28 protein-coding genes and 1 tRNA gene are annotated in these 26,734 nt (G+C 68.1%); 20 read left to right on the top strand and 9 right to left on the bottom strand.

Annotation, left to right across the window (positions count from 1 at the left end):
- Positions 1–120: 120 nt before the first annotated feature.
- On the bottom strand, positions 121–591 hold the full coding sequence (locus BN948_RS12185) for a hypothetical protein (RefSeq protein ID WP_009520140.1): 471 nt from the start codon (positions 589–591) through the stop codon (positions 121–123).
- Between the two features lie 78 nt (positions 592–669).
- Here BN948_RS12185 and BN948_RS25660 point away from each other — a divergent pair, with 78 nt between their 5' ends.
- Positions 670–1,152: a helix-turn-helix transcriptional regulator gene (locus BN948_RS25660; RefSeq protein WP_050980725.1), complete on the top strand. Its 483-nt coding sequence runs from the start codon at positions 670–672 to the stop codon at positions 1,150–1,152.
- Between the two features lie 305 nt (positions 1,153–1,457).
- Positions 1,458–1,877, top strand: coding sequence for a hypothetical protein (locus tag BN948_RS12170; protein ID WP_009520137.1), 420 nt, complete (start codon positions 1,458–1,460; stop codon positions 1,875–1,877).
- Positions 1,878–1,940: 63 nt separating this feature from the next.
- On the opposite strand, the gene BN948_RS27560 is transcribed toward BN948_RS12170, so the two are convergent.
- Together BN948_RS27560 and BN948_RS12160 are read right to left on the bottom strand one after the other, a co-directional pair.
- A complete protein-coding gene (locus tag BN948_RS27560) occupies positions 1,941–2,198 on the bottom strand; it encodes a CPCC family cysteine-rich protein (RefSeq protein WP_202901766.1) in 258 nt (85 codons plus the stop codon).
- A 342-nt stretch (positions 2,199–2,540) separates the two neighbouring features.
- Positions 2,541–2,759, bottom strand: coding sequence for a hypothetical protein (locus tag BN948_RS12160; protein ID WP_009520136.1), 219 nt, complete (start codon positions 2,757–2,759; stop codon positions 2,541–2,543).
- Positions 2,760–2,960: 201 nt separating this feature from the next.
- Between BN948_RS12160 and BN948_RS12155 the strand changes: the two genes are divergently transcribed.
- Positions 2,961–3,230, top strand: a complete 270-nt coding sequence (locus BN948_RS12155; RefSeq protein WP_009520135.1) for a hypothetical protein — start codon at positions 2,961–2,963, stop codon at positions 3,228–3,230.
- Positions 3,231–3,253: 23 nt separating this feature from the next.
- Here the strand turns inward: BN948_RS12155 and BN948_RS12150 are convergent, their stop codons facing one another.
- Complete coding sequence (locus BN948_RS12150; RefSeq protein ID WP_009520134.1) at positions 3,254–3,880, bottom strand: OmpA family protein; 627 nt, start codon at positions 3,878–3,880, stop codon at positions 3,254–3,256.
- A gap of 230 nt (positions 3,881–4,110) precedes the next feature.
- Between BN948_RS12150 and BN948_RS12145 the strand changes: the two genes are divergently transcribed.
- Complete coding sequence (locus tag BN948_RS12145) at positions 4,111–6,246, top strand: CHASE2 domain-containing protein (RefSeq protein ID WP_009520133.1); 2,136 nt, start codon at positions 4,111–4,113, stop codon at positions 6,244–6,246.
- Between the two features lie 18 nt (positions 6,247–6,264).
- On the opposite strand, the gene BN948_RS12140 is transcribed toward BN948_RS12145, so the two are convergent.
- The 3 genes from BN948_RS12140 to BN948_RS12130 form a co-directional block, all read right to left on the bottom strand.
- Positions 6,265–6,744, bottom strand: coding sequence for a FecR family protein (locus BN948_RS12140; RefSeq protein ID WP_009520132.1), 480 nt, complete (start codon positions 6,742–6,744; stop codon positions 6,265–6,267).
- Positions 6,745–6,806: 62 nt separating this feature from the next.
- Entirely contained in the window at positions 6,807–7,973 is a 1,167-nt protein-coding gene (locus tag BN948_RS12135) for a lipocalin-like domain-containing protein (protein ID WP_009520131.1), read from the bottom strand.
- Positions 7,974–7,978: 5 nt separating this feature from the next.
- Complete coding sequence (locus BN948_RS12130) at positions 7,979–10,504, bottom strand: FtsX-like permease family protein (RefSeq protein WP_035621808.1); 2,526 nt, start codon at positions 10,502–10,504, stop codon at positions 7,979–7,981.
- A 119-nt stretch (positions 10,505–10,623) separates the two neighbouring features.
- On the opposite strand from BN948_RS12130, the gene BN948_RS27025 reads away from it, so the two are divergent.
- The 4 genes from BN948_RS27025 (at position 10,624) to proX (ending at position 14,544) form a co-directional block, all read left to right on the top strand.
- A complete protein-coding gene (locus tag BN948_RS27025) occupies positions 10,624–10,791 on the top strand; it encodes a hypothetical protein (RefSeq protein WP_009515307.1) in 168 nt (55 codons plus the stop codon).
- 441 nt (positions 10,792–11,232) lie between these two features.
- Positions 11,233–12,432, top strand: a complete 1,200-nt coding sequence (proV, locus tag BN948_RS12125; RefSeq protein ID WP_009515306.1) for a glycine betaine/L-proline ABC transporter ATP-binding protein ProV — start codon at positions 11,233–11,235, stop codon at positions 12,430–12,432.
- 13 nt (positions 12,433–12,445) lie between these two features.
- On the top strand, positions 12,446–13,516 hold the full coding sequence (proW, locus tag BN948_RS12120; protein ID WP_009515305.1) for a glycine betaine/L-proline ABC transporter permease ProW: 1,071 nt from the start codon (positions 12,446–12,448) through the stop codon (positions 13,514–13,516).
- Complete coding sequence (gene proX / locus BN948_RS12115; protein WP_009515304.1) at positions 13,513–14,544, top strand: glycine betaine/L-proline ABC transporter substrate-binding protein ProX; 1,032 nt, start codon at positions 13,513–13,515, stop codon at positions 14,542–14,544. The genes proW and proX overlap by 4 nt, the downstream gene beginning before the upstream one ends.
- A gap of 20 nt (positions 14,545–14,564) precedes the next feature.
- On the opposite strand, the gene nth is transcribed toward proX, so the two are convergent.
- Positions 14,565–15,200, bottom strand: coding sequence for an endonuclease III (gene nth, locus BN948_RS12110; protein ID WP_009515303.1), 636 nt, complete (start codon positions 15,198–15,200; stop codon positions 14,565–14,567).
- Between the two features lie 114 nt (positions 15,201–15,314).
- Here nth and BN948_RS12105 point away from each other — a divergent pair, with 114 nt between their 5' ends.
- Positions 15,315–16,505 (top strand): aminotransferase-like domain-containing protein, encoded by a 1,191-nt coding sequence (locus BN948_RS12105; RefSeq protein WP_035621842.1) that lies wholly within the window; start codon positions 15,315–15,317, stop codon positions 16,503–16,505.
- A gap of 1 nt (position 16,506) precedes the next feature.
- Entirely contained in the window at positions 16,507–17,436 is a 930-nt protein-coding gene (locus BN948_RS12100; RefSeq protein ID WP_009515299.1) for an alpha/beta fold hydrolase, read from the top strand.
- On the opposite strand, the gene BN948_RS12095 is transcribed toward BN948_RS12100, so the two are convergent.
- Positions 17,409–18,017 carry a 3'-5' exonuclease gene (locus BN948_RS12095; protein WP_009515297.1) on the bottom strand — a complete coding sequence of 203 codons (609 nt, stop codon included), beginning with the start codon at positions 18,015–18,017 and terminating at the stop codon, positions 17,409–17,411. The genes BN948_RS12100 and BN948_RS12095 overlap by 28 nt on opposite strands.
- A 52-nt stretch (positions 18,018–18,069) precedes the next feature.
- Here BN948_RS12095 and uvrB point away from each other — a divergent pair, with 52 nt between their 5' ends.
- The 10 genes from uvrB (at position 18,070) to BN948_RS12045 (ending at position 26,663) form a co-directional block, all read left to right on the top strand.
- Positions 18,070–20,166, top strand: coding sequence for an excinuclease ABC subunit UvrB (uvrB, locus tag BN948_RS12090; protein ID WP_009515289.1), 2,097 nt, complete (start codon positions 18,070–18,072; stop codon positions 20,164–20,166).
- 252 nt (positions 20,167–20,418) lie between these two features.
- The gene (gene iscR / locus BN948_RS12085; RefSeq protein WP_035621804.1) at positions 20,419–20,952 is read left to right on the top strand and encodes a Fe-S cluster assembly transcriptional regulator IscR; all 534 of its coding nucleotides are present in this window, start codon (positions 20,419–20,421) and stop codon (positions 20,950–20,952) included.
- Positions 20,953–21,025: 73 nt separating this feature from the next.
- Entirely contained in the window at positions 21,026–22,243 is a 1,218-nt protein-coding gene (locus BN948_RS12080) for an IscS subfamily cysteine desulfurase (protein WP_009515285.1), read from the top strand.
- Positions 22,244–22,260: 17 nt separating this feature from the next.
- Positions 22,261–22,647, top strand: a complete 387-nt coding sequence (gene iscU, locus BN948_RS12075) for a Fe-S cluster assembly scaffold IscU (RefSeq protein WP_009515283.1) — start codon at positions 22,261–22,263, stop codon at positions 22,645–22,647.
- A gap of 8 nt (positions 22,648–22,655) precedes the next feature.
- Entirely contained in the window at positions 22,656–22,979 is a 324-nt protein-coding gene (gene iscA, locus BN948_RS12070) for an iron-sulfur cluster assembly protein IscA (RefSeq protein ID WP_009515281.1), read from the top strand.
- Between the two features lie 56 nt (positions 22,980–23,035).
- Complete coding sequence (gene hscB / locus BN948_RS12065; RefSeq protein ID WP_009515280.1) at positions 23,036–23,554, top strand: Fe-S protein assembly co-chaperone HscB; 519 nt, start codon at positions 23,036–23,038, stop codon at positions 23,552–23,554.
- A 40-nt stretch (positions 23,555–23,594) separates the two neighbouring features.
- On the top strand, positions 23,595–25,469 hold the full coding sequence (gene hscA / locus BN948_RS12060) for a Fe-S protein assembly chaperone HscA (protein ID WP_009515278.1): 1,875 nt from the start codon (positions 23,595–23,597) through the stop codon (positions 25,467–25,469).
- A gap of 5 nt (positions 25,470–25,474) precedes the next feature.
- The gene (gene fdx, locus BN948_RS12055; protein ID WP_009515276.1) at positions 25,475–25,813 is read left to right on the top strand and encodes an ISC system 2Fe-2S type ferredoxin; all 339 of its coding nucleotides are present in this window, start codon (positions 25,475–25,477) and stop codon (positions 25,811–25,813) included.
- On the top strand, positions 25,813–26,532 hold the full coding sequence (gene dnaQ / locus BN948_RS12050) for a DNA polymerase III subunit epsilon (protein WP_009515274.1): 720 nt from the start codon (positions 25,813–25,815) through the stop codon (positions 26,530–26,532). Before fdx ends, dnaQ begins: the two co-directional genes overlap by 1 nt.
- A 56-nt stretch (positions 26,533–26,588) precedes the next feature.
- Positions 26,589–26,663, top strand: a tRNA-Val gene (locus tag BN948_RS12045).
- Positions 26,664–26,734 lie beyond the last annotated feature (71 nt).

Below are 26,734 nucleotides of genomic sequence, written 5' to 3'. Positions count from 1 at the left end.
CGCGGGGTCCGTGCCGGAGTGGGGGGAGTAGCTTAGGCCATGGCGCTCGGCCTTCAATGACGGCGCTGTAATTCGCAGGGATGCACTGAATGAAAATCCGCGCGCAGTTGACGCGTCCCGTCAACTGCAGTGCAGATTCCATTCAACTGAGCCTGTCCTCCAGAGAGAGGATTGATACAGCAGACGCCGGCCGGGAGCTCCCGGCACGGGCTGCATGCGGCCGTTGCGAACGTGTGGATCGTCGCTGAGCTTGAAAAGCAAGGGGCCGACCGATGGGGGCTCGCACGGTGCTGGCCTCCACAGCGCGTCGATCCAGCTGAAGCTCCAACTCGGGCCTGAATCGCGGCGCCGGTCCAGGCGGGCGATGCCCTTGAGGTCCGCGACGGGAATCTCGGCCAGCATGTCCAGCAGCGTGTTGTCCCAGGCCACCAGCGAGGTCTGCGACACCTTCCGGCCGTTGCAGGAGACGTCGTAGACGAGCAGGCACCAGGGGCGTTCCATCGAGAGCGTGATGGCTGGCCAGTGGCTCTGGCGCGGGGCGACCTTCGAGGGGTGAAGGTACTGGACGAGGCCGGGGGCGGTGATGAACACGAGGTGACTCCCTGCGAAAGGGCGTCGATTGTGCCTCCATAAATGCCATCATGAAACTCACGGGGCAACACTTTTTAGGTGCCAGACCTTCCCTCCACGCCTTCTGATCCGTTCGACCGTCTGGTCGCCAACGTCATTGCGCTGCGCGCAAAGGGGAACTGGAGCACGCGCGCCTTGGCCGAGCAGGCGCATGTGAGCCGCACTGCGGTCCAGAACCTGGAATTGGGGCGCTCCAATCTGCCGTTGAGCATTGTTGACAACTTGGCCCGGGCCTTGGGCGTGAAGACGGGCTCGCTGTTCGGCAAGCGTCCCATCGCTCGCGATGAAACCGATGGCTTGATCGAGGTGGTTCTGGCGCAGAACCTGATTGCGGCGAGGAAGAGGGCGATGCTAACTCAGGAGAACTTGAGTCAGCAATCGGGTGTCAGCAGGTTTGTCATCGCGCATGTCGAACGCCAAGCGCGCAACCCGAAGTTGCTCACTGTCGCGAAGCTTGCTGCTGCGCTCGACTTGTCGCTCGAAGCGCTCCTGACCGCCCCCCATTCCGAAACTGGCCCGTGACACGTACAGTCCGGGAACCCATCAACGGGCTCTGACGGGAGGCGCGATTGGAAACAATGGCCGGGATTGCGTGGCAAGTGCTTAGGCAACTTGTGTTCAGCTTCATCTTCTTCTGGCCTGGCTGGTTCGTGGTCAAGACGATCACCCTGGGCCGCTACCCGCGATCCATACATCCCGCCAAAGCCGATTGGCTCGACTACGAGCTTCTGTCGGTCATTGGTGTTGTCGCTGTCATTGGGGCTTTGATCCTGGTGGCTTACCTATGGCGGTAGCCGGCCAGAAGCGGACGTCCTGAGGAGGCATGCATGCTGCACTTGCTTGAACCAGAAGTGGCTGGAGGATGGGGGCCGGGTACCGAGGCTGATGTCTCAGTCCATCCACCTGTTGTTAGTCACTTGGTGTACGAGGTGGAGGGCTGGCTGGGCGACGATTTGCTGGAGGCGTTTCCATGCTTCGTGATAACCGAACGCTTGGCGGATGCACTTCGCTCCACCGAACTCACCGGCTGGAAACTAGGGCCAGTTGAAGTCAGGCCATCGACGCAGTTCGAGGAGTTGAACGCCGGCATTGCCTTGCCGAAATTTCAGCGATTGCACGTCTCGGCCAGTGACGCTGCATGTGACTTCAACCTCGATGGTGAGCATCGGCTTCTGGTGTCCGATGCCGCCCTCACGCTGCTTCGTAGGTTCAACGTCGCTCACTGCAACATCGAAGCGGTGGGCTGAATGACCGCTGTTTGGTGTTCTGGACGTCCGCCATGGGCCCGAAGCAGCCGTTGAACAACTCGTTTACGTATCAAGCTCGTCGGCATTTGGAGGTCTCACTCTCCACTTCCAGGCTTCACTTGAAGCGCCAAATTTGGCGAAATTCAACCTCGCCTGCGAAAGACTCAGTTCATCGTTTGGACCACCCCATACCTCATCGGCCGTGAGGTCGTCCTGGCCATCGTCTTGCCAAAAGCAGACCGGGCAGATTTCATCGTCGCAAGGTTTTGCCTTTGTGCGACATCCGCAGCAAGGGCATCTCGCCAATGGCTTTTTCGTCACTTCTGGCGTCCGCTCCTGGCCGATAGCAAGCTATCGATCTTGAAGTTGTTTGCGAACTTCTTGCCAGTCCGCCCAAGCATGCTCTGGCCGAACGTCTTGGTAGCCCCGCTTTTCCTCCATCGCTATGGCCTTGCTGTAAGGCATCCTCATGCACACAGATTTGTCCCGTATAGCTTCGACTTCGTCTTGATCGAGCGGAGCGCCTTTGTCAGTTTCCATGCGGTGCAGGATTACGACAAGAGCTGGGATAAAGACCAGGCAGAGAGGATCGTCATCAGGTTGCTGCATGTTCGTTCGCTACATATGGCGAGATGTCCGCTCTTGGCCGATTGCTGACGGTGACTACTGCACGCAATCGAATACGTAGCCATTCATGTACATCGCCTCGGTCTGGCCTATGAACCGTGCGTGCCGACCGTGCTTCTGGCATTCTGACTGGGCGGCGGGCGTGGCGCTGCCAATGTCCATCGCGTCCACTGTCACGCTTCGCGGCGTGGTAGCAATGATTTTCGCGGCGCATCCCGATAGGCAGATGCAAAGCACCAAAACTGCGATCTTCATGCGCCCCTCCAAGTTTGGCCGTTCGATGCTTACCCCTGGCCGGTAGCAGCCATCCTAGCCCACACCCAAGTCGAAACCAGCAGCAATTGGAGGATCGCCGTATGGGTGTCGATGCGAGACAACGCGTATGGGCATCACTCCAATTGCACTCAATCAAATTGGGTGATATCAATCGGCATCCACACACCCTTGGAGTACCCGATGCTCACCCGCCCCCTGATCCTCGCCGCCGCCCTGGCCCTCACCGCCACAGCCTCTTGGGCCGACACCGCCACCTGCCACGCCAAGTCCGCCGAGAAAAAGCTCGCGGGCGCAGCCAAGAACTCCTTCCTGACCAAGTGCGAAAAGGACGCCGCAGCCGCCTGCACCATGGCAGCCGGCGAGAAAAAGCTTTCGGGCGCGGCCAAGACCAGCTTCACCAACAAGTGCGTGCGCGACGCGGTGGGCGCCGAGGCGCAGAAGCCGTCCTGAACCGGGTGAGCCGGTGCGCCGGCTCAACGCACGGTTACCTGCACCCGGCGGTTGCGCGGCTCGTCCACGTTGTCGGCCGTGCGCACCAGCAGGTTTTTCTCGCCGTGCGCCTCCTGCTTGATCGACGTGAATTTCACGCCCGAGGCGCGCAGGCGCTCGGCCACCAGGGTGGCGCGTTGGGTGGAGAGGATCACGTTGTCCGCGTCGCCGCCCACGGTGTCGGTGTGGCCGATCACCACCACCTCGGTCATGGCCTGCGGTGGCCGGTCTTTGAGGTAGCTCAGGATGTTCTGAAGCTCTTTTTCCGATGCGGCGGTGAGCTGTGTGTTGCCCGACATGAAGTACAGCATGAAGTGGCCGGGCAGCACGGGTTGGGCGGCTTTGGCGTCGCCGAAGGCGGCGTCCACCTCGGCGTGGTTCATCACGATGTTCACCGCGCTGCCGTCGATGGCCGCGACCTGGCCCGCCTCTGTCAGCACCTGCCGCCCCTTGGGGCCGCTCACCACCACCTGGCCCACGGCCCCATCGGGGTCGGGCACCAGCACCACGTAGGAGCGGGGCAGGCTGGGCGCGCAGGCCGACAGCAGGAACATGGCGAGCACCAGCCAGGGTGCCCGCGCGGCAGAGGGGTGGGGTCGATCGTTTTTCATGCGGAGGCCTCGAGAGCCTGGGACTTTCGCACATCGTGCCGGCAGGGGGCGGCGCAGGCTCCCGATCTTGTGGGATGCGGGGAAGGCGGGGATACTCCCCGCCGATTGAGGAGGCGCGGCGTCTGCCCTGGCGCGCAAGGTGCATGTCCTCGAGGGTGCCTTGACGATGATCAGACAGACATGACCTCAGACGACTTCGAGCCGGCCGAGCGCCGCGCGGCCCTGGCCTGATGCACCTTTCCCTGCGCGCCATCGCGGCGCTGTTGATGCTGCTGACGGCCGGCCTCGGCCTGGTGGTTGTGCTGGCCGATCCGCTGGCCGCGCAGACCCTGCGCCACCAGGGCTTCGACCAGTACCAGCGCTGGCAGCCGCGCGCATACCAGGCGGCACCGGTGCGCATCATCGACATCGACGAGGCCAGCCTCGATCGCATCGGGCAATGGCCCTGGCCCCGCACGCGGTTGGCCAGCCTGGTGGAGCGCCTGGGAGAGCAAGGCGTTGCGGCGATCGGCTTCGACGTGTTGTTCGCCGAGCCCGACCGCACCTCGCCACGGCGCGTGTCGGGCGACTGGCCCCTCACGCCCACGGCGCGGGCCGAGTTGCAGGGCCTGCCAGACAACGATGTGGCCTTCGCCGAGGCGATCGAGAAGCAGGACGTGGTGCTGGGCTTCGCGGCGCGCAGCGAGGCCACGGCCGATGCCAAGGGCCTTGAGCCACGCTACCGCTACGTGTGGATGGGCGAGCCCGACGCCGGCATCCTGAACACGATCGGGGGCGCCGTGCGCCCGCTCGCGCCACTGGAGACCGCGGCCAAGGGCGTCGGTGCGCTCAGCTTCGTGCCCGACGCCGATGGCGTGGTGCGGCGCGTGCCGATGGTGATGTCGCTGCAGGGCCAGCCCGCACCCAGCCTCAGCGCCGAGCTGCTGCGCGTGGCGCAGGGCACGCCGAACTACATCCTGCAGCGCGCCGGCGGCGGGGCACCCGCGCTGGAGGCCCTGCGCATCGGCGCGCTCACCGTGCCCACGACCGCGCGCGGCGAGATGTGGCTCCACTACACGCCGGCGCAGCCGCAGCGCTACGTGCCCGCGTGGCGGGTGTTGAACGGCACGGCCGATCCGGCGCTGCTGCAAGGCCACATCGTGGTGATCGGCAGCTCGGCCCCCGGCCTGCTCGACCTGCGCTTCAACCCGCTCGGCCAGCTCATGCCCGGCGTCGAGACGCACGCGCAGGCCCTGGAGCAGGCGCTCACGGGGCAGCACCTGGGGCGCCCGGCCTGGGCGATGGCGGCCGAGGCCCTGCTGGTGGCGGTGGGCTGTGTGCTGCTCGTCGCGATCGGGGCCTTCATGGGTTCGCTGCGCGCGGCCGTGGCCTGGCTGGTGCTGGTGTCGGCGTTGTTGTGGGGCGGCTGGTGGGCGTTCTCGGCGCACCGGGTGCTGCTGGACACCTTCACCCCCGCCATCGCCTGGACCCTGGCGTACGGCCTGGCCAGCGTGTGCCGGCATTTCCGCAGCGAGCTGCAGCACCGCTGGGTGCGGCAGGCGTTCTCGCGCTACGTCTCGCCCAACCGCGTGGCGCACCTCATGCAACACCCCGAGCAACTGGAGCTTGGCGGCAAGCGGCAGCAGTGCAGTTTCATCTTCACCGACCTGGCGGGCTTCACCTCGCTGATGGAGTCGATCGACCCGGCCGACGCGGTGCACCTGCTCAACCGCTACCTCGAGGAGATGATTTCCATCGCCTTCCGCTACCAGGGCACGCTGGACCGCATCATGGGCGACTCGCTGGCCATCATGTTCTCGGCCCCGGTGGAGCAGGCCGATCACGCGCAGCGCGCGCTCGACTGCGCGATGGAGATGCACCGCTTCGCCACCGGGTTCACGCGCCAGCAGCAGGCCCGCGGCATGGCCTTCGGCCACACGCGCTTTGGCATCCACTCGGGCGAGGTCATCGTGGGCAACTTCGGTGGCAAGGCCCTGTTCGATTACCGCGCGCTGGGCGATCCGGTGAACACCGCGGCGCGCCTGGAAAGCGTGAACAAGCACCTGGGCACCTGGGTCTGCGTGTCCGAGGCCACGCTGTCGGCCTGCGCGCCGCGTATGGCCCGGCCGGTGGGCCGTCTGGTGCTCAAGGGCAAAACGGAAGCGCTGCAGGTGTTCGAGCCGCTGGACGAGGTCCCTCGCGGTTACGCGCCCCTGGATCAGTACCGCAGCGCGCTCGACGCCCTGCGGGCCGGCGACGTCGCGCAGGCGCTGGAGCGCTTCGACGCATTGCGCCGCGCCTACCCGGACGATCCGCTGGTGAACCTGCATGGCGCCCGTTTGCTGGCGGGCGAGCGCAGCGACCTCATCGTGCTGGCCGCCAAGTGATCGGCAGCAAGTCGGGGATCACTCCTCGTCGACCTTGAGCAGGAACTGCGTGCCGCGCACGCCGATCATGCCGGTCGGCGTTTTCACGGACACGGCTTCGGGCTGCAGCTTGGCAATGCCGCCAGACACGTAGTTCAGGGTGCCCTTGCCCATGCGCGCGCCGAGCTTGAGCTTGCCGGCGCTGGGCTCGTACATGTACTCCTCGACGGTGAGCGAGGTGTTCGGCCCGAAAGACATGATGGTGTTGTCGCCGAAGACCACGCCCAGGCTGGAGCCCGCTTGCGTGCTGAGCGCGCTGCCCTGGTGCAGCGGCGTGCCCGGCTGGGCGTTGACGACCTGGCCGTCGGTGGTGACCGTGGCCACGCCCTTGACGGTCTTGACGTGACCGACCGGGGCCTTCTCCATCGCCGTGGCCGCGCTCGCAAGAGCCAGGCACAGCAGCCCGGCGCTCACGGCGGACAACCGGGTGGTGCGGACGTGGGAAGGTGGGTGGGCCATGGTGTTCTCCGTCTGACGAGCGGGATGATAAACCGCATGAACGGCATCGCCTTGGCCGCCCCTCAAAGCACCAGCCGCTTCGCGTACCCCGTCATCTCCAGGTAGCCGCGCCCCACGGTGCGGCCGTTGCTGTCGATCAGGTCCGACAGCCCCTCCCAGTAGATCGCGCCGGTGCTGGCGCGGCTGTCCAGTTCCTGCGCGTCGATCAGCGCACGCACGGTGTAGAAGTCGGCCGGCGTGCGCACCAGCCATTCCACGGGGTAGCGCGTGTTGGTCAGCGGGCTGGTCCACCAGCGCTGGGGTTTGAACTCCACCTCGCCGGGCGCGAAGCGGTGGATGGCGTTCGGGTCGCGCGCATCACCCGCCGCGCGGAATGAGCCGCCGGTCCACAGCGTGGAGCCATCGGCGCGGCGCAGGCGGAAGGCGGTGAGCGCGTGGCCGTCGAACAAGTTCATGCCGATCCAGTCCCAGCCCACGGCCTCGGGGTGCAGCAGGGCCTCGCTCCATTCGTGGTCCAGCCAGGCGGTGCCGGTGATGGCGAAGCGCCGGCCCGCCAGGCCCAGCGTGCCGCGCACCTGCAACTGCGGTTGCGAGACGTAGAAGCTGGACTGCGCGGCGTCCGGCCCCTTGCGGGAGAAACCGCGGTCACCCTGCAGCAGCCAGGCCTGCGGGGCGCTGGCCTCGATGTCGATGAGCAGGGTGTCGCCCACGGCGCGCGTGGCGTAGCCGCCGTCGGCGCGGCGGCGGATGAACCAGTCGCGCAGCACCACCTCGGTGTCGGCTTCGCTGGCGAAGACGGCGCGCTCGGTGTTGGCCGGCCGCTCGCCGTTCCAGCGCGCGATGCGCTCGTCGTGGTGCAGGCGCCGGCCCGCCACGTCGGTGATGGCGGCGTGCGCGAAGAGCAACTGCCGCGCCGCGAGGCGGCCGGGCAGCTCGCGCGCCTCGTCCACGCGGCTGCGGAAGAAGGTGATCTGGAAGCCGAAGTCGCGTCCGGCTTCGTCGCGTGCGTGGCCGGTGAGGTACCACCACTCGGTGCGCGTGTCGTTGTGGCTGCCGTGATCGCGGGGGAAGCGCAGCTCGCGCGGTCGCAGGGTGTCGCCGGGGCGGGCGATGTCGCGGGCCGCTGCGGGCGGGGTGGCGCCGGCCGGCGCGTGCGACCAGGCCAGGGCGGCGGCGCTGCCCAGCAGCCAGTGGCGTCGGTTGATGGGACGGAGCTTGAGGCGTTCCATGCGCTTCACCAATCCTGCCGCACGGCCTGCACCGCGTCGCGGCTGGCGGCCGCGCGCCCCGCCAGCCAGGCGGTGAGGGTGCCCGCCAGCACCACGGCCAGCGCCAGCGCGCCCAGCCGCGCCCAAGGCAACACCAGGTCCATGGTCCAGTGGAAGCTCTGCGGGTTGACGACGTGCACCAGCACCAGGCTCACCAGCAGGCCCAGCGCGGTGCCGGCCAGCGCGCCCAGGGCCGTCCAGGCCAGGCCCTCGGCGGCCACCACGCCCAGAATCTGCCGCCGCGTGAGGCCCAGGTGCGCGAGCAGGCCGAATTCCTTGCGCCGCACCAGCACCTGCGCGCTGAAGCTGGCCGCCACGCCGAACAGGCCGATGCCGATGGCCACGGCCTGCAGCCACACGGTGACGGCGAAGCTGCGGTCGAAGATGCGCAGCGAGGTGGCGCGCAGTTGCTCGACGGAGGCGAAGTCGATGGCGTCCTGAATGCCGTGCGTTTGGGCGAGCGCGGTGATGGCCTCACGCACCGCCGTGGCGTCGGCCTGCGGCGTGAGGTGCAGCGCCAGGTCGCTCACGCGGCGCTCGCCGCTCAGGCGGGCGTAGGTGTCGGCGTCGATGGCGATGCTGCCGTGCTGGCGGGCGTAGTCGCGCCACACGCCGGCCACCACGTAGCGCGCGCGCCGCGCCTCGGGCGCGGCCAGGGCCTGGGCCAGCGCGGGCAGGGGTTGGCCCACGCGCGCGCCGTACAGGTCGGGCATGGCCTCGCTCACGTAGACGGGGATGTCGGGCGCGGCCACGGCGGTGGCCTCGCCCACCAGCGGCAGGGGCAGGGGGTCGCCGTGCAGCGGGCGCACCAGCAGGGCCACGGGCGGGCGCGCGGGGTCGAGTTGCAGCGGCACGGCGCGCAGCGTGTCCACGCGCGCCACGCCGGGCACCGCCGCCACCGCGTCCACGAAGGCGGGCGGCAGGTGCTGGCTGTCCATGGCCGCGCCGCTGCCGCGCAGGTAGAGCGGGGCGGGCAGCACGGTGTCCAGCCACTTCGTCACCGAGTCGCGGAAGCTCGCCACCATCACCGTCAGCGCCACGGACAGGGCCAGGCTGGCGACCACGCCGCTGGTGGCCACGGCGGCGGTTTCGCGCAGGCGGCGCGCGCGTTCCACGGCCAGCAGGGGCAGCAGGTGCCGCGCGCTCAGCGGCGCCAGGCGATCGAGCAGGGCCGACACGCCCAGCGGCAGCGCCGCGATGCCGCCGATGAGCAGCAGGCCCACGGACACGTAGGCGCCCAGCGGCACGCCGGCCACGGGCGGTGCCAGCGCACTCAGGCCCGCCAGCACCAGCAGGGCCAGCGCCGCGCCATGCCGCCGCGCCCCGGGCGCGCCCGTGCCCAGGCCTTTGAGCGCCTGCGCGGGCGCCAGGCCCTGCGCCGCGCGCGCGGGCCACCAGCCCCCGGCCAGCGCCGCCACCACGCCCAGCGCGCCATACAACAGCGCGGCCAGCGGGCTCCAGTGCAGCGTGGGCGACACGCCGGTGAAATAGCCACCGCCCAGGTCGCCGCCCAACTGGCGCAGCGCCACGGCGGCCACGGCACTGCCCAGGGCCACGCCGATGGCGCTGCCCACCAGCCCGAGCAGGGCCGATTCGGCCAGCACCAGGCGCAGCCGCTCGCGCGCCGACAGGCCCAGCACGCCCAGCAGCGCCAGCGGCCCCTGGCGCCGCGTGACGGAGAGCGACAGCACCGAGAACACCAGAAAGGCGCCGGTGAACAGCGCCACCAGCGCCAGCACCGTGAGGTTGACGCGGTAGGCGCGCGAGAGGTTGCTCACGCGCTCGCCCGCCTGCTCGGGCCGCTGGGCCAGCGTGCCGGGCGGCAGGTCCAGCGCGGCCAGCACCCGTTCGGCGCTGGCGCCGGGCGCCAGGCGCAGGTCGATGCGGCTGAGCGCGCCGACGCGCCCGGCCAGGGCTTGCGCGGCGGCCACGTCCATCACCAGCACCGGCGCGCCGGGCGCGTTCCCGTGGCCGGCGACGCGCAAGGTGTGCTCCGTCGCGCCCAGGCGCAGCCGCACGGTGGGGGCGTCGCCCACGGCCAGGCGCGCGCTGGCGTTGAGGAACACGGCGTCGGGCGCGAAGAGGTCGAGGCGGCCACCCTGTTCGTTGACCAGCGGCATGAGCGCGGGCGCCACGCGGCCCACGCTCAGTGCGTCCACGCCGATCAGGCGCGCAGCCTGTCGCTCGCCCTGCGTGTCGATCAGTTGGGCGGGCAACTCCAGCACCGGGCTGGCCGCCGCCACGCCAGGCTGCGCGGCCACGCGCTCGAGCAGGGCGTCGTCCAGCGTGCCCTGGCGTGCGCGCAGTTCGACGTCGGGCTGCCCGTTCACCGCGCTCACCGCGTCGCGGAACTCGGCCAGGGCGGAGGCGTTGATGAGTTGCACCGCCAGCGCCAGTGCCACGCCCAGCGCCACCGCGAACACGGCGGTGGCCGTGCGCCAGGGGTGGTGGCGGAACTCGGGCCAGGAGATGGTGGCGAGCAGGCGAAGCATGCGGGCAGCATAAGTGGATGGGGGGTGGACGGGGAAAGCCGAGGGGAGTGCGCGAAGGCGCGCGCGTCCTGTGGTCCAATACCGGTTTTTCGTCACCCCGCCGCTCTAAGGAAAGTGCCATGGGCAACAAGATCGTCACCGAGGCCGACCGCAAGGCCACCCCCCGTCCCGTCGCCGCCAATGGCGTCGTGCTGCCCACCCCCGGCCGTGGCCAGCGCCGCAGCCTGGAGCGCGGCGTGGCCACGCGCAGCAAGAAGAACCCGGGCAAGCGCCCGCACAGCGGCTGATCGCTGCGGTTCCCGGCAAAAGCCCGCTTCGGCGGGCTTTTTGTTTTCCGATGCGACCCGTTGCGAGCGGATGCCGGTGACTCGGCTTGACTCGTTTAGATCAAAAAGTTACAATCGTCGGTTCCCAAACAGTCAACCAGATATGTTGACGCACCGGGCGCTACTCGCGGATCTCCCTGAATCCCGTCGCGGCGCCGGTTACACCCCGCCGGGCCTTGCCCGGCACCGGCTGGTTTCCAGCCACCTGCCGCCGCGTCGCGCCACCCCGTTCTCGCCCCTCGACCAGGCCCGCTGAACGGTTCCCCTTGGCGTGCACAGGCGCTGGTTGCGTCGTCGCTTCGTCGTCTTCAGTGCCTGCTGCGTGGCTGCGGTCCGCGGCCGCCTGCGCGCACGCTCCAGGCGGCCATTGCCCAAAGCCCACCCACGAGGAGGCCCGCCGCAATGGCAAAAGACATTCAGATCGACCACGTGTTCAAGGTCTTCGGCGACGAGCCCGAGGCCGCGCTCGCCCTGGTGCGCGAGGGACGCAGCAAGCAGGAGATCCTGGCCGAGACCGGCCAGTCCATCGGCGTCTTCGACGCGCACTTCAACATCCAGGCCGGCGAGATCTTCGTGATCATGGGCCTGTCCGGCTCGGGCAAGTCCACGCTGGTGCGCCTGCTCAACCGGCTCATCGAGCCCAGCGCCGGCCGCGTCGTCATCGACGGCCGCAACATCTTCGAGCACAGCGACCGCGAGTTGCGCGCCCTGCGCCGCAAGGACATCAGCATGGTGTTCCAGTCCTTCGCGCTGATGCCGCACATGACGGTGCGCGACAACACAGCCCTGGGGCTGGAGCTGGCGGGCGTGGACAAGGCGACGCGCCTGGCCCAGGCCGACGAGGCCCTCTCGCAGGTGGGCCTCGCCGGCTGGGGCGACAGCTACCCCGATGAACTCTCGGGCGGCATGCAGCAGCGCGTGGGCCTGGCCCGCGCGCTGGCGTCCGACCCCTCCATCCTGCTGATGGACGAGGCCTTCTCGGCGCTGGACCCGATCATCCGCACCGACATGCAGAGCGAGCTGCTGCGCCTGCAGGAGGTCAAGCGCCGCACCATCGTCTTCATCTCGCACGACCTGGACGAGGCCATGCGCATCGGCGACCGCATTGCCATCATGAAAGACGGCCAGGTGGTGCAGGTGGGCACGCCCGAGGAGATCCTGCGCGCGCCGGCCGACGACTACGTGCGCAACTTCGTGCGCGGTGTGGACGCGGCGGCCGTGTTCAAGGCCGGCGACATCGCGCGCCGCAGCCAGGTGGTGGTGGCCGAAAGCCCCACGCGCGGCGCGCGCGCGGCCTTGTCGATGCTGGAGCAGCAGGACCGGGAGTTCGCTTTCGTGGTGTGCACGCAGGAGCGCTTCCAGGGCATGGTTTCCGTGGAGTCGCTGCGCGCGGCGCTCAAGGGCCACGAAGGCCCGCTGGGCCTGCAGCACGCCTTCCTGCCCGGCGTGCAGGCGCTGGAGGCCGGCCACCCCGTCAACGAATTGTTCGGCCAGGTGGCGCAGGCGCCGTGGCCGCTGCCGGTGGTGGGTGCGAACGGCCGGTACGTCGGCGCCATCAGCAAGACCACGCTGCTGCGGTTCATGGACCGCGGTGGCGACTGAGGAAGGAGAAGCGATGCAAGACGAAAACCAATCTACTGACGCCTGGTCCACCAGCACGCAGCCTTCGGGCGGCGACTGGCTGAACACCGCACCGGCCGAGGCCGCCGCGCCTGGCACCGACGGCTTCCAGCTCAGCCAGCTCTGGGACGGCAGCCTGCCCGTGCAGGACTGGATCAACAGCGGCCTGGCCTGGGCCGTGGAGCAGTTCCGCCCCTTCTTCCAGGCCGTGCGCGGCCCCATCGACGCCACGCTGGGCGGTGTGGAGGCCGCACTGCTGGCCGTGCCCACGCCGGTGATGGTGGCGCTGCTGGGCCTGATCGCCTGGCAGGCGGCGGGGCGCGGCGTGGCCATCGGTGCGGTGGTGTCGTTGCTGTTGGTGTCGGTGCTGGGCATCTGGCCCGAGGCCATGGTCACGCTGTCGCTGGTGCTGACCTCGCTGGCCTTCTGCGTGCTGATCGGCCTGCCGCTGGGCGTGGCGCTGGCCGCCAGCGACCGCGCGCAGCGCATCGTGCGACCCGTGCTCGACGCCATGCAGACCACGCCGGCCTTCGTCTACCTGGTGCCGGTGGTGATGTTGTTCGGTATCGGCAACGTGCCGGGCGTGATCGTGACCATCGTGTTTGCGCTGCCGCCGCTGGTGCGCCTGACCACGCTGGGCATCCGCCAGGTGCGGCCAGACCTGATCGAGGCCGCCAAGGCCTACGGCGCCTCGCCCTGGCAACTGCTGGCCAAGGTGCAGTTGCCGCTGGCCATGCCGTCCATCATGGCCGGCATCAACCAGGCGCTGATGCTCTCGCTGTCCATGGTGGTCATCGCTTCCATGATCGCCGTGGGTGGCCTGGGCCAGATGGTGCTGCGCGGCATCGGCCGCCTGGACATGGGCCTGGCCACGGTCGGTGGCCTGGGCATCGTGCTGCTGGCCATCACGCTGGACCGCATCACGCAGGCCATGGGCCAGCCGCGGCGCGGCGCGCGCCATTGGTGGCAGACGGGGCCCGCCGGCCTGGTGCTGCGGCTGGCGCGCCGCCGCCCGAACCCTTCACTTTCTTCCTCCAACGACCTCACCAAAGGAGAACCTGCATGACGATTCCGTCCACACCCTTCACCCATTGGCGCAAGCTTTTCGCCGCCGGCCTCGTGGCCGCGACAGCCGCAACGGCGGCCACGGCCATCGCCCAGGACCTGCCCGGCAAGGGCGTCGTGGTCAAACCCGTGAAGAGCTCCATCGCCGAAGAGACCTTCCAGACCCTGCTGGTGGGCCGCGCGCTGCAGAAGCTGGGCTACGAGGTGCAGCCGATCAGCGAAGTGGAGTACGCCACCGCCCACGTGGCGCTGGCCAACGGCGACGCCACCTACCTGGCCAGCCACTGGGACCCGCTGCACGCCGACTTCTACAAGAACGCGGGTGGCGACGCGAAGCTCTCACGCACCGGCACGTTCTCGCCCGGCGCGGCGCAGGGCTACCTGATCGACAAGAAGACCGCCGACGCGCACAAGATCACCAACCTCGCGCAACTGCAGAAGCCCGAGATCGCCAAGCTCTTCGACGCCGATGGCGACGGCAAGGCCGACCTGACCGGCTGCAACCCCGGCTGGGGCTGCGAGGCCGTCATCGAACACCAACTGGGCGCCTACAAGCTGCGCGACACCGTGCGCCACGTGCAGGGCAGCTACTCGGCGCTGATCGCCGACACCATCACCCGCTACAAGCAGGGCAAGCCCATCCTTTACTACACCTGGACGCCTTACTGGGTGAGCGGCGTGCTGCGCCCGGGCAAGGACGTGGTGTGGCTGCAGGTGCCGTTCTCCTCGCTGCCCGGTGAGCAGGCCAAGCTGGACACCAAGCTGCCCAACGGCCAGAACTACGGCTTCGTGATCAACACGCAGCGCATCGTGGCCAACCGCGCCTTCGTGGAGAAGAACCCCGCGGCGGGCAAGCTGTTCGAGGTGATGAAGCTGTCGGTGGGCGACATCAACGCCCAGAACCTGCGCATGCGCGACGGCGAGAACAAGCCGGCCGACATCGAGCGCCACGTGGACGCCTGGATCAAGGCCAACCAGAAGACTTTCGACGGCTGGATCGCCGAGGCGAAGGCGGCGGCGAAGGGCTGAGGCCCGGCGTCAAGCCGGCGTCAACCCGTCGTCTTGGGCGTGAAGTCGCAGTACGCCGCCACCGCGCAGCGGTAGCACTGCGGCTTGCGCGCCAGGCACACGTAGCGCCCGTGCAGGATGAGCCAGTGGTGCGAATCCACGGCGTATTCGGGCGGCACGCGCTGCATCAGCGCCAGCTCCACGGCCAGCGGCGTCTTGCCCGGTGCCAGACCGGTGCGGTTGCTCACGCGGAAGATGTGCGTGTCCACCGCCATGGTGGGCTGGCCGAAGGCCACGTTGAGCACCACGTTGGCCGTCTTGCGGCCCACGCCGGGCAGGGCCTCCAGGGCTTCGCGGGTGTTCGGCACCTCGCCGCCGTGGCGCTCCACCAGGATGCGGCAGGCCTGCATCAGGTGTTTGGCCTTGCTGCGGAACAGGCCGATGGTCTTGATGTAGCTCTCCAGGCCGTCCTGCCCCAGCGCCAGGATGGCCTGCGGCGTGTTCGCCACCGGGAACAGCTTGCGCGTGGCCTTGTTGACGCTCACGTCCGTGGCCTGGGCCGACAGCAGCACGGCGGCCAGCAGCTCGAAGACGGTGGTGTACTCCAGCTCCGACTGCGGGCTGGGGTTGGCTGCCTTGAGGGTGGCGAAGAAAGGTTCGATCAGCTCGCGCTTCATGGGGGCGCAGTCTATCCACCTTGAGGGTTTCCCCGGACGGATGCGGCGAGTGAGGTTTTGGTGACAATGCGCCATTCCGAACCGAACCCACCCGCTGTCCGCATGAGCTACTCCATCCCCTTCGCCGATCGCCTCAACAACGTCGAAACCTCCGCCATCCGCGAGCTGTTCAAGCTGCTCGGCAAGCCCGGCATCATCAGCTTCGCGGGTGGTTTCCCCGACAGCGCCCTGTTCGACGTGGACGGCATCCGCGAGGCGGTGAACGCCGCGCTGAGCGAAGAACCCGGCGCCACCCTGCAGTACGGCGCCACCGAGGGCTACCAGCCGCTGCGCGAGCAACTGGCGGCTTTCATGGCCAGCAAGGGCGCGCGCGGCGTCGGCGCCAACGACCTGATCGTCACCACCGGCAGCCAGCAGGCGCTGGACCTGCTGGGCAAGACGCTCGTGTCGCCCGGCGACAAGGTGATCGTCGAAGGCCCCACCTTCCTGGCCACCATCCAGTGCTTCCGCCTCTACGGCGCCGACCTGGTCTCCGTGCCGGTGGACGGGCAGGGCGCGAAGACCGACGAGCTGGAGGCGCTCATCGCCGAGCACAAGCCCAAGTTCGTCTACCTCATCCCCACCTTCGGCAACCCCAGCGGCGCCATGATGAGCCTGGAGCGCCGCAAGGCCGTGCTGCGCATGGCGGTGAAGCACCAGACGCTGATCGTGGAGGACGACCCGTATGGCGACCTCTACTTCGGCGAGGCCCCGCCGCCCAGCCTGCTGGCCCTGGCCGACGAGGTGCCCGGCGCGCGCGACGTGCTGGTGCACTGCGGGTCGCTGAGCAAGGTGCTCAGCCCCGGCCTGCGCGTGGGCTGGATGGTGGGCCCCGCCGAGCTGCTGGCCAAGGCCACCATGTGCAAGCAGTTCAGCGACGCCCACACCAGCACCTTCGCCCAGGCCACGGCGGCGCAGTACCTCAAGGCCGGTCGCATGCCCGCCACGCTGTCGCGTGTGCGCCAGATCTATGCCGAGCGCGCCGCCACCATGTCGAGTGCGCTGCGGCGTGAGTTGGGCGATGGCATCGAGTTCGTGGAGCCGAAGGGCGGCCTGTTCGTGTGGGCCACGCTCACCGGCGCAGGCGGCAAGGTGAACGATGGCGCGGCCTTCGCGAAGAAGGCCATCGAGCAGGGGGTGGCCTTCGTGCCGGGCGCCCCGTTCTTCGCCACGAACCCCGTGCACGCCACGCTGCGCCTGAGCTTCGCCACCGCGCCGCTGGACAAGATCGAAGAAGGCATTCAACGACTGGGCAAAGCCTTGTGACATGAACACCACCACCACCGCTGCTCCGATCCGCGCGTCCGCCAAGGCCGACGAAGCCGACGACGAAGGCCCCGCGACACAACCGGGCCCCGTGCCCGAACTGGTGATCGACGACGTCGACGTCTTCATCGACGGCGTGGGGCCGCAGACGGTGGTGATGGTGCACGGCTGGCCCGACACGCCCGCGCTGTGGGACGGTACCGTGGCCGCGCTGGTGCCCGAGTGGCGCTGCGTGCGCTTTCACCTGCCGGGCTTCGACCTGGCGCGCGGTCCCCGGCCCATGAGCCAGAGCGACATCGTCGCGCTCATCGCGCGCATCGTGGACGCGGTGAGCCCCGACCAGCGCGTGACACTGCTGCTGCACGATTGGGGCTGTGCCTTTGGGTACACCTACGCCAAGCGGCACACCGATCGCGTGGCGCGCATCGTGGCGCTGGACATCGGGGATGTGGGCTCGACGGACTACTTCGAGTCCCTGGGCTGGCGAGAGAAGCTCATGATCTCGGGCTACCAGCTGTGGCTCGCTGTCGCTTGGTCATTGGGCGCTTACGCCCCGGGCCTGGCCAACCGCATGACGCGCTGGATGGCCCGCAAGATCGGTTGTCGCAACGACCCGGCGCTCATCGGCTGGGAGATGAATTACCCCTACGCCATGCGCTGGTTCAACGCCTTCGGCGGCCTGCGCGGCGCGGGCCACGCCGACCGGCTGATCGGCGAGAACCTGCCGGGCCTGTTCGTCTATGGGCGGCGCAAGCCTTTCATGTTCCATTCGAGCCGCTGGGTGCGGCATCTGAACCGCACCACCGGTTGCGCGGCCAAGGCGCTGGACACGGGCCACTGGATCATGAAACAGAAGCCGGCCGAGTTCCACGCCGTGCTCAAGGACTGGCTGGCGAATGTGACTCAGCCGGCCTCCACCCCCAAGGCCTGAGCCACCCGGTACGCCGCCCAGGCGTCATTGGCCGCGTAGAGCAGCTGCGATTCGCTCAGCGTGGCGGCGGCCCAGTTGCTCGTGGCGGCCTTCTTGCTCTTGGCGAAGCGCTGGCCGAACAGCACCGCCACCGCCGCGCGCACGCCCATGTCCTTGCGGTAGCCCTGGGCGCGAAAGAGGGCGTTGAGCTCGATCACGCCCGCCGGCTCGATGCCGAGCTTGGCGCGCACCCGCAGGTTGTCGTCGCGCAGGCCGAAGCCGGCCTTGGCGTGCGCCGGGTGGGCCAGCAGGGCCGCCACGGCCTCGCGGCAGCCCGGGTCGGCGAGCTGGAACACCCAGGCGCGCTCGGCGACGGCCAGTTGCACCACGTGCGGACCGTCGGACACCTGGTCCTTGAAGAAGGTGGGTTTGGACTCGGTATCGAAGCCCCAGACCGGGTGATCCGCCAGCGCGGCGGCAGCTTCGCGCGCGCCGCCGACCGAGCGCACCAGGGCGATGCGCGAGAGTTCCAGCGGCGGGAACGGGGGCAGGGCGTCGATGGCTTCCCTGTCGGGCGTGGGGCGGGTTTCGCGCGCGGTCATGGGGCGCCAGCATAGCCGCCAGGGCCATGGCCCTTCCGGCACAATTTCCCCGATGACCACCCCCCTGCTGCAAGAAGTGTCGAACGAGGCCCCCACCCAGGGCGAGTTCGTGCGCTTCCCCGACTCCCCCTTCGAGCTGTTCCTGCCTTACCCACCGGCCGGCGACCAGCCCGAGGCCATCGACCAGCTCGTCGAGGGCATCAACGACGGCGAGGTCTTCCAGACCCTGCTCGGCGTGACCGGTTCGGGCAAGACCTTCACCATGGCCAACGTCATCGCGCGCATCGGGCGCCCGGCCATCGTGTTTGCGCCCAACAAGACCCTGGCCGCCCAGCTCTACAGCGAATTCCGCGAGTTTTTCCCGAAGAACGCGGTCGAGTACTTCGTCAGCTACTACGACTACTACCAGCCCGAGGCCTACGTGCCGCAGCGCGACCTGTTCATCGAGAAGGACAGCGCGATCAACGAGCACATCGAGCAGATGCGCCTGAGTTGCACCAAGAGCATCCTGGAGCGGCGCGACGTGCTCATCGTCGCCACCGTCTCGGCCATCTACGGCATCGGCAAGCCCGAGAGCTACCACCAGATGGTGATGACCCTGCGCGTGGGCGACAAACTGGGCCAGCGCGACGTGATCGCGCAACTCGTTCGCATGCAGTACACGCGCAACGAAATGGACTTCGGCCGAGGCAAGTTCCGCGTGCGCGGCGACACCATCGACGTGTTCCCCGCCGAGCACTCCGAGATGGCGATCCGCATCGAGCTGTTCGACGACGAGATCGAAAGCCTGCAACTCTTCGACCCGCTCACGGGCAAGGTGCGCCAGAAGATCCCGCGCTTCACCGTGTTTCCCAGCAGCCACTACGTGACGCCGCGCGAGCAGGTGCTGCAGGCGGTGGAGACCATCAAGCTCGAGCTCGACCAGCGCCTGAAGGAGCTGGTGGGCATGGGCAAGCTGGTGGAGGCGCAGCGGCTGGAGCAGCGCACCCGCTTCGACCTGGAAATGCTGAGCGAGGTGGGGCACTGCAAGGGCATCGAGAACTACACGCGCCACCTCTCGCAATCGCGCCCGGGCGACCCGCCGTCCACGCTGACCGACTACCTGCCGCGCGACGCGGTGATGTTCCTGGACGAAAGCCACGTGCTCATCGGCCAGCTCGGCGGCATGTACAACGGCGACCGCGCGCGCAAGACCACGCTGGTGGAATACGGCTTCCGGCTGCCCAGCGCGCTGGACAACCGGCCGCTGAAATTCGACGAGTTCGAGCAGCGCATGCGCCAGGTGGTGTTCGTCTCGGCCACGCCGGCCGACTACGAGAAGACCCACGCCAGCAAGGTCGCCGAACAACTGGTGCGTCCCACCGGCCTGGTGGACCCGGAGCTGGAGGTGCGCCCCGCCATGCACCAGGTGGACGACGTGCTGCAGGAGATCCGCCTGCGTGTGCAGCAGCACGAGCGCGTGCTCATCACCACGCTGACCAAGCGCATGGCCGAGCAGCTCACCGACTACCTGACCGAGAACGGCGTGAAGGTGCGCTACCTGCACAGCGACATCGACACCGTGGAGCGGGTGGAGATCCTGCGCGACCTGCGCCTGGGCGCATTCGACGTGCTGGTCGGCATCAACCTGCTGCGCGAGGGCCTGGACATCCCCGAGGTCTCGCTGGTGGCCATCCTGGACGCCGACAAGGAAGGTTTCCTGCGCTCCGAGCGCAGCCTGATCCAGACCATCGGCCGCGCGGCGCGCAACCTCAACGGCAAGGCCATCCTCTACGCCGACCGGGTGACCGACTCGATGAAGGCGGCCATGGGCGAGACCGAGCGCCGCCGCGCCAAGCAGATCGCGCACAACGCCGCCCACGGCATCGAGCCGCGCAGCGTGAACAAGCGCATCAAGGACCTCATCGATGGCGTCTACAGCGAGAAGGCGGGCAAGGAAGCCGACCGCCTGGCCGCCGAGAGCGCAGCGCGCGCCGAGCTGGAGGAACTGAGCGAGAAGGACGTGGCGCGCGAGATCAAGCGGCTGGAAAAGGCCATGCTGGAGCACGCCCGCAACCTGGAGTTCGAGAAGGCTGCCCAGGTGCGCGACCAACTCGCCCAGCTCAAGGCCCGGGTGTTCGGCGCCTCGGGGCACGACAGCGCCGCCTGAACGTTTCCGGGGGATTGCGACTCCATGGATACGGGGTGCATGTCCGGGCGCCTGTCCAGTGGCACAAACCCCATACCCGTACAATGCCGAGCAAAACGCTCAGCTTTTGAGGTAGAATTCGACAAAATTAGTCGGGAAACCCTGCAAAACAAGAGATCCCTTGAGGGTCGGGGCGGGTGGAGGAGGGGTTCGCCATGGCGAATGCCCGGCGGGCCTTACCACGAAGGTCAAGCAACACATAAGGAGCTTGCGATGCGCCTCACGACAAAAGGCCGCTTTGCGGTCACAGCCATGATCGATCTGGCCCTGCGCCAGAACAACGGTCCGGTCACGCTTGCGGCTATCAGCCAGCGGCAGCAGATTTCCCTGTCCTATCTCGAGCAGTTGTTCGGCAAGCTGCGCCGGCACCAGCTGGTGGAGTCCACCCGCGGGCCGGGCGGCGGCTATACCCTGGGGCGCAAGGCAGCCGAAATCACGGTGGCCGACATCATCGTCTCGGTGGACGAGCCGATCGACGCGACTCAGTGCGGCGGCAAGGAAAACTGCATGGGCGAAGGCCAGCGCTGCATGACGCAGGAACTCTGGGCCCAGCTCAACGCCCGCATGGTCGACTTCCTCGACTCGGTCACGCTGCAGTCCCTGGTGGACGAGCAGCTCGCCAAGGGCCTCGTGATCGAGAACGCGCCCATGATCAAGCGCGCCATCTCCAGCACGCCGGTGGTCAAGCCCATCCGCGTGAACGCGCCGAACTCGGTGTTCGCGCTGGGAGGCGCACTCTCGAAATGATCCGGGTGGCTTGGGGCGGCGGAGGTTCCGCTGCCCGCGCCGGCCCTCGTCCAACGCCAGACAGAATAAGCCCATGAGCACTCCCCACTTCCCCATCTACATGGACTACAGCGCCACCAGCCCGGTCGATCCGCGCGTGGTGGACGCCATGATTCCCTGGCTGCGCGAGCACTTCGGCAACCCCGCGTCTCGCAGCCATGCCTGGGGCTGGGAGGCGGAGAAGGCCGTGGAGACCGCGCGCGAGCAAGTGGCCGCGCTGATCGGCGCCGACCCGCGCGAGATCGTCTGGACCAGCGGGGCCACCGAGTCGAACAACCTCGCGCTCAAGGGCGCGGCGAACTTCTACAAGGGCAAGGGCAAACACCTCATCACGGTGAAGACCGAGCACAAGGCCGTGCTCGACACCATGCGCGAGCTGGAGCGCCAGGGTTTCGAGGTGACGTACCTTGACGTACAGGCCGACGGCCTGGTGGACCTCGAGGTCTTCAAGGCGGCGATCCGCCCCGACACCATCCTGGCCTCGGTCATGTTCGTCAACAACGAGATCGGCGTGGTGCAGGACATCGCGGCGCTCGGCGCGATCTGCCGTGAGAAGGGCGTGATCTTCCACGTCGATGGCGCGCAGGCCACCGGCCGCATCGACATCGACCTGCAGACCCTGCCGGTGGACCTGATGAGCCTGACCGCGCACAAGACCTACGGGCCCAAGGGCATTGGCGCGCTGTACGTGCGCCGCAAGCCGCGCATCCGCATCGAGGCGCAGATGCACGGTGGCGGTCACGAGCGTGGCATGCGCTCGGGCACGCTGGCCACGCACCAGATCGTGGGCATGGGCGAGGCCTACCGCATCGCCAAGGCCGAGATGCACGAGGAAAACAAGCGCATCCAGGCCCTGCACGACCGCCTGGTCAACGGCCTGAAGGACATCGAAGAGGTGTTCATCAACGGCAACGAGGCGCGCCGCATCCCGCACAACCTCAACATGAGCTTCAACTACGTCGAGGGCGAGTCGCTGATCATGGGCATCAAGGGTCTGGCGGTGTCCTCGGGCTCGGCCTGCACCTCGGCCAGCCTGGAGCCCAGCTACGTGCTGCGCGCCCTGGGCCGCAGCGACGAACTCGCCCACAGCAGCCTGCGCATGACCATCGGCCGCTGGACGACGGAAGAAGAAATCGACTACGCGATCGCGACGATCAAGGAGAACGTCGCCAAGCTTCGCGAACTCTCACCCTTGTGGGAAATGTTCAAGGATGGCATCGACATCTCGACCATCCAGTGGGCGGCCCACTGATCTGAAGGAGAACAACCATGGCCTATTCCGAAAAAGTCGTTGACCACTACGAGAACCCCCGCAACGTCGGCTCCTTCGACAAGGGCGACGAATCCGTGGGCACCGGCATGGTGGGCGCGCCCGCCTGCGGCGACGTGATGAAGCTGCAGATCAAGGTGAACCCCAGCACCGGCGTGATCGAGGACGCGCGCTTCAAGACCTACGGCTGCGGCTCGGCCATCGCGTCGAGCTCGCTGGTGACCGAATGGGTCAAGGGCAAGACGCTCGACCAGGCCGCCGCGCTCAAGAACAGCCAGATCGCCGAGGAGCTCGCGCTGCCGCCGGTGAAGATCCACTGCTCTATCCTGGCCGAGGACGCCATCAAGGCGGCCGTGGACGACTACCGCAAGAAGCACGCGAACTGAGCGAGTCCATGTCCGTCACGATTTCCGAAGCCGCGGCGCGCCACGTCACCCGCTACATCGCCAAGCGCGGCAAGGGTGTGGGGGTGCGCCTGGGCGTCAAGACCACGGGCTGCTCGGGCCTGGCCTACAAGCTGGAATACGCCGACGAGATCGCCCCTGAAGATGTGGTGTTCGAGGAGAACGGCGTGAAGGTGCTGGTCGATCCGAAGAGCATGCCGTACATCGACGGCACGCAGCTCGACTTCGTGCGTGAAGGCCTCAACGAGGGCTTCAAGTTCAACAACCCCAATGAGCGTGACCGCTGCGGCTGCGGCGAAAGCTTCAGGATCTGAGTGTTGCCACCTCGAATCGACCGCCCGGCGCAGGCCTTGGCGGTCTTTCTTTTTCCATGAACCTGCAATCCAGCGACTTTGAACTCTTCGGGCTGCCCGAGGCCTTCACCGTGGACCGCACCACACTGGACGCGCGCTGGAAAGACCTGCAGCGCCAGGCCCACCCCGACCGCCACGCCAGCGCCGACCCGGCCTCGCAGCGACAGGCCATGCAATGGTCGGTGCGCATCAACGAGGCCTACCAGCGCCTGAAGGACCCACTGCGCCGCGCGGCCTACCTGTGTGAGCGGCGCGGCGCGCCGATCGAGGCGGAGAACAACACCGCCATGCCGGCCGACTTCCTCATGCAGCAGATGCAGTGGCGCGAGTCGCTCGACGAAACGGAGGGCGTGACCGCGCTGGAAGCCCTGGCCAACGAGGTGGCCGAGGCCCGCCAGGCCCGCGTCGAGGCCCTGCGTGTCGCCCTGGATGAAGAGAACGACGCGCCGGCGGCCGCGCGTCAAGTCAGAGCCCTCATGTTCATTGAGCGCTTTGCGCGCGACGTGGAGGATCGGCTCGATCAACTGGGACAATAGCGGGCTCAACCCCTGGCTTCCCTCACGACAACCGATCCCGATGGCGCTTCTGCAGATTTCCGAACCCGGCCAGTCCCTCGACCCGCACCAGCGCCGCGTGGCCGTGGGCATCGACCTCGGCACCACCCATTCCCTGGTGGCGGCGGTGCGGCACGGCGTGGCGGAATGCCTGCCCGACGAGCAGGGCCGCGTGATCCTGCCGAGCGTGGTGCGCTACCTCGAGGCCTCGGCCGGCGGCTCGGGCCGCCAGATCGGTTTCGACGCGCTCGCGGCCCAGGTCGACGACCCGGCCAACACCATCAGTTCCGTCAAGCGTCTCATGGGGCGCCGGCGCGATCAGGTGGTCGACGTCGACAAGCTCGCGTACACCGTGGTCGAGGACAGCGGCATGGCGCAGATCGACACCGTGGCGGGCCGCAAGACGCCGATGGAGGTGAGCGCCGAGATCCTGGCCACGCTGCGCTACCGCGCCGAGGACAGCTTCGCCGACGACCTGTTCGGCGCCGTCATCACCGTGCCCGCGTACTTCGATGACGCACAGCGCCAGGCCACCAAAGACGCCGCCAAGCTGGCCGGCATCGAGGTGCTGCGCCTGATCAACGAACCCACAGCCGCAGCCATCGCCTACGGGCTGGACCATGGCGCCGAGGGCGTCTACGCCGTGTACGACCTGGGCGGTGGCACCTTCGACATTTCCATCCTGCGCCTCACGCGCGGCGTGTTCGAAGTGCTGGCCACGGGCGGCGATTCGGCGCTGGGTGGCGACGACTACGACCAGGCCCTGGCGGCCTGGGTGTTGCAGCAACAGGGCATCGCCGCCGATTCGCTCGATGCCTCGGCGCGCGCGGCGCTGCACAAGGAAGCGCGCCGCGTGAAGGAGGCCTTGTCGGCTGCCCCGCAAGAGAACTTCCGCGCCATGCTGAGAGGCCGCGTGGTGGAGCAGACGGTGAACGTGGCCGACTTCGAGGCCTGCACCGAGGCGCTCACCGCGCGCACCCTGAGCGCCGTGCGCAAGGCCCTGCGCGACGCCCGCATCGCCAAGAACGAAGTGCAGGGCGTGGTGATGGTGGGCGGTTCCACGCGCATGCCGGTGATCCGCCGCGTCGTGGGCGAGTTCTTCGGCACCGATCCGCTGGTCGATCTCAACCCCGACGAGGTCGTCGCGCTGGGCGCGGCGGTGCAGGCCAATGCCTTGGCCGGCAACAGCAAGGACGGCGACTTGCTGCTGCTCGACGTGATCCCGCTCTCGCTGGGCATCGAAACCATGGGTGGTCTGGTCGAGCGCATCGTGCCGCGCAACAGCAGCATTCCCACCGCGCGCGCGCAGGACTTCACCACTTACCAGGACGGCCAGACCGCGCTGGCATTGCACGTGGTGCAGGGCGAGCGTGACCTGGTGGCCGACTGCCGCAGCCTTGCGCGCTTCACGCTGCGCGGCATTCCACCCATGGCGGCCGGGGCGGCGCGCATCCGCGTCACCTTCACCGTGGACGCCGATGGCCTGCTGTCGGTGGGCGCCAAGGAACTCATTTCGGGTGTCGAGGCAAGCATCGACGTCAAACCCTCTTATGGCCTGAGCGACGAGCAGATCGCGAAGATGCTGCAGGACAGCTTTTCCACCGCCCAACAGGACATGGCGGCGCGCGCACTGGTCGAGGCCCGTGTGGATGGCGACCGCCTGCTCGTGGCCACGCGCTCGGCCCTGGCGGCCGACGGCGACCTGCTCGCCGCCGATGAGCGCACCACCATCGACGCCCTGATGGCCGAGGTGCAGGCCCGCCTGGGCAGCGAAGACGCCGCGGCCATTGAAGCCGCGAGCGAGGCCCTGGCCAAGGGCACCGAAGGATTCGCCGCGCTGCGCATGAATCGCGGCATCCAGCAGGCGCTGGCCGGCAAGAAGCTCGAAGAAGTCTGAACCCCATGCCCACGATCAAGATCCTGCCCCACGCCGAATACGCCCCCGAGGGCAAGACCATCAGCGCGCCCTCGGGCACCTCCATCTGCGAGGCCCTGCTCGAGAACGGCGTCAACATCGAGCATGCCTGCGACATGAGCTGCGCCTGCACCACCTGCCACGTCATCGTGCGCGAGGGCTACAACAGCCTGAACGAAGCCGACGAGGACGAGGAGGATCTGCTCGACCGCGCCTGGGGCTTGGAGCCGCAATCGCGCCTGTCGTGCCAGGCCATACTGGCGCAGCAGGACGTGACGGTCGAGATTCCGAAGTACACGATCAACCACGCCAAAGAGAATCACTGATGCGCCAGATCATTCTCGACACGGAAACCACCGGCCTGTCGGCGGAAAACGGCGACCGCATCATCGAGATCGGCTGCGTGGAACTGCTCAACCGCAAGTTCACCGGCAACAACCTGCACCACTACGTCAACCCCGAGCGCGACAGCCACGAGGACGCGCTCAAGGTGCACGGCATCAGCAACGAATTCCTACGCGACAAGCCCAAGTTCGCGGCCATCGCCGAGGATCTGGTCGAGTACCTGCGCGGCGCCGAGGTCATCATCCACAACGCGCCTTTCGACGTTGCCTTCCTCAACATGGAGTTCCGGCGCCTGGGCCTGCCGCTGGTGAAGGACATCGTCGCCAGTGTGCTCGACACCCTGGTGATGGCCAAGGAGATGTACCCGGGCAAGCGCAACGGCCTGGACGCTCTGTGCGACCGCCTGGGCGTGGACAACTCCGGCCGCACCCTGCACGGCGCCTTGCTCGACGCCGAGCTGCTGGCCGACGTCTACATCAACATGACGCGGGGCCAGGACGCGCTGCTCATCGACGTGAGCGACGCGCCGGGCGAGGGCGGCGTGGTGGAGGTGGTGGACCTGAGCCGCCTCGACCTGCCCGTGCTGCTTGCCAACGAGCAGGAGGCGCAAGCGCATCAGACCGTGCTGGCCGAGCTCGACAAATCGAGCAAGGGCAAGACGGTGTGGCGCCGGTTGGAAGCCACCCCGGAAGCGGCCTGAAAAAGCTGGCTATAATGCGAGGCTTCCGTCAGCGGTGATATCCACCGCCGCTGAACGGGCGGTTAGCTCAGTGGTAGAGCACTGCCTTCACACGGCAGGGGTCGCAGGTTCGAACCCTGCACCGCCCACCAGGAAACCCATTCGAGCCGAAGGCCTTGCGAGCGATCGCAAGGCCTTTTGGTTTTTGGAGGCGCGCGATCGG

Origin of the sequence: Hydrogenophaga intermedia (assembly GCF_000723405.1) — a bacterium.
Lineage (GTDB): Bacteria > Pseudomonadota > Gammaproteobacteria > Burkholderiales > Burkholderiaceae_C > Hydrogenophaga > Hydrogenophaga intermedia.
This window is presented reverse-complemented; position numbering and strand designations above follow the sequence as displayed.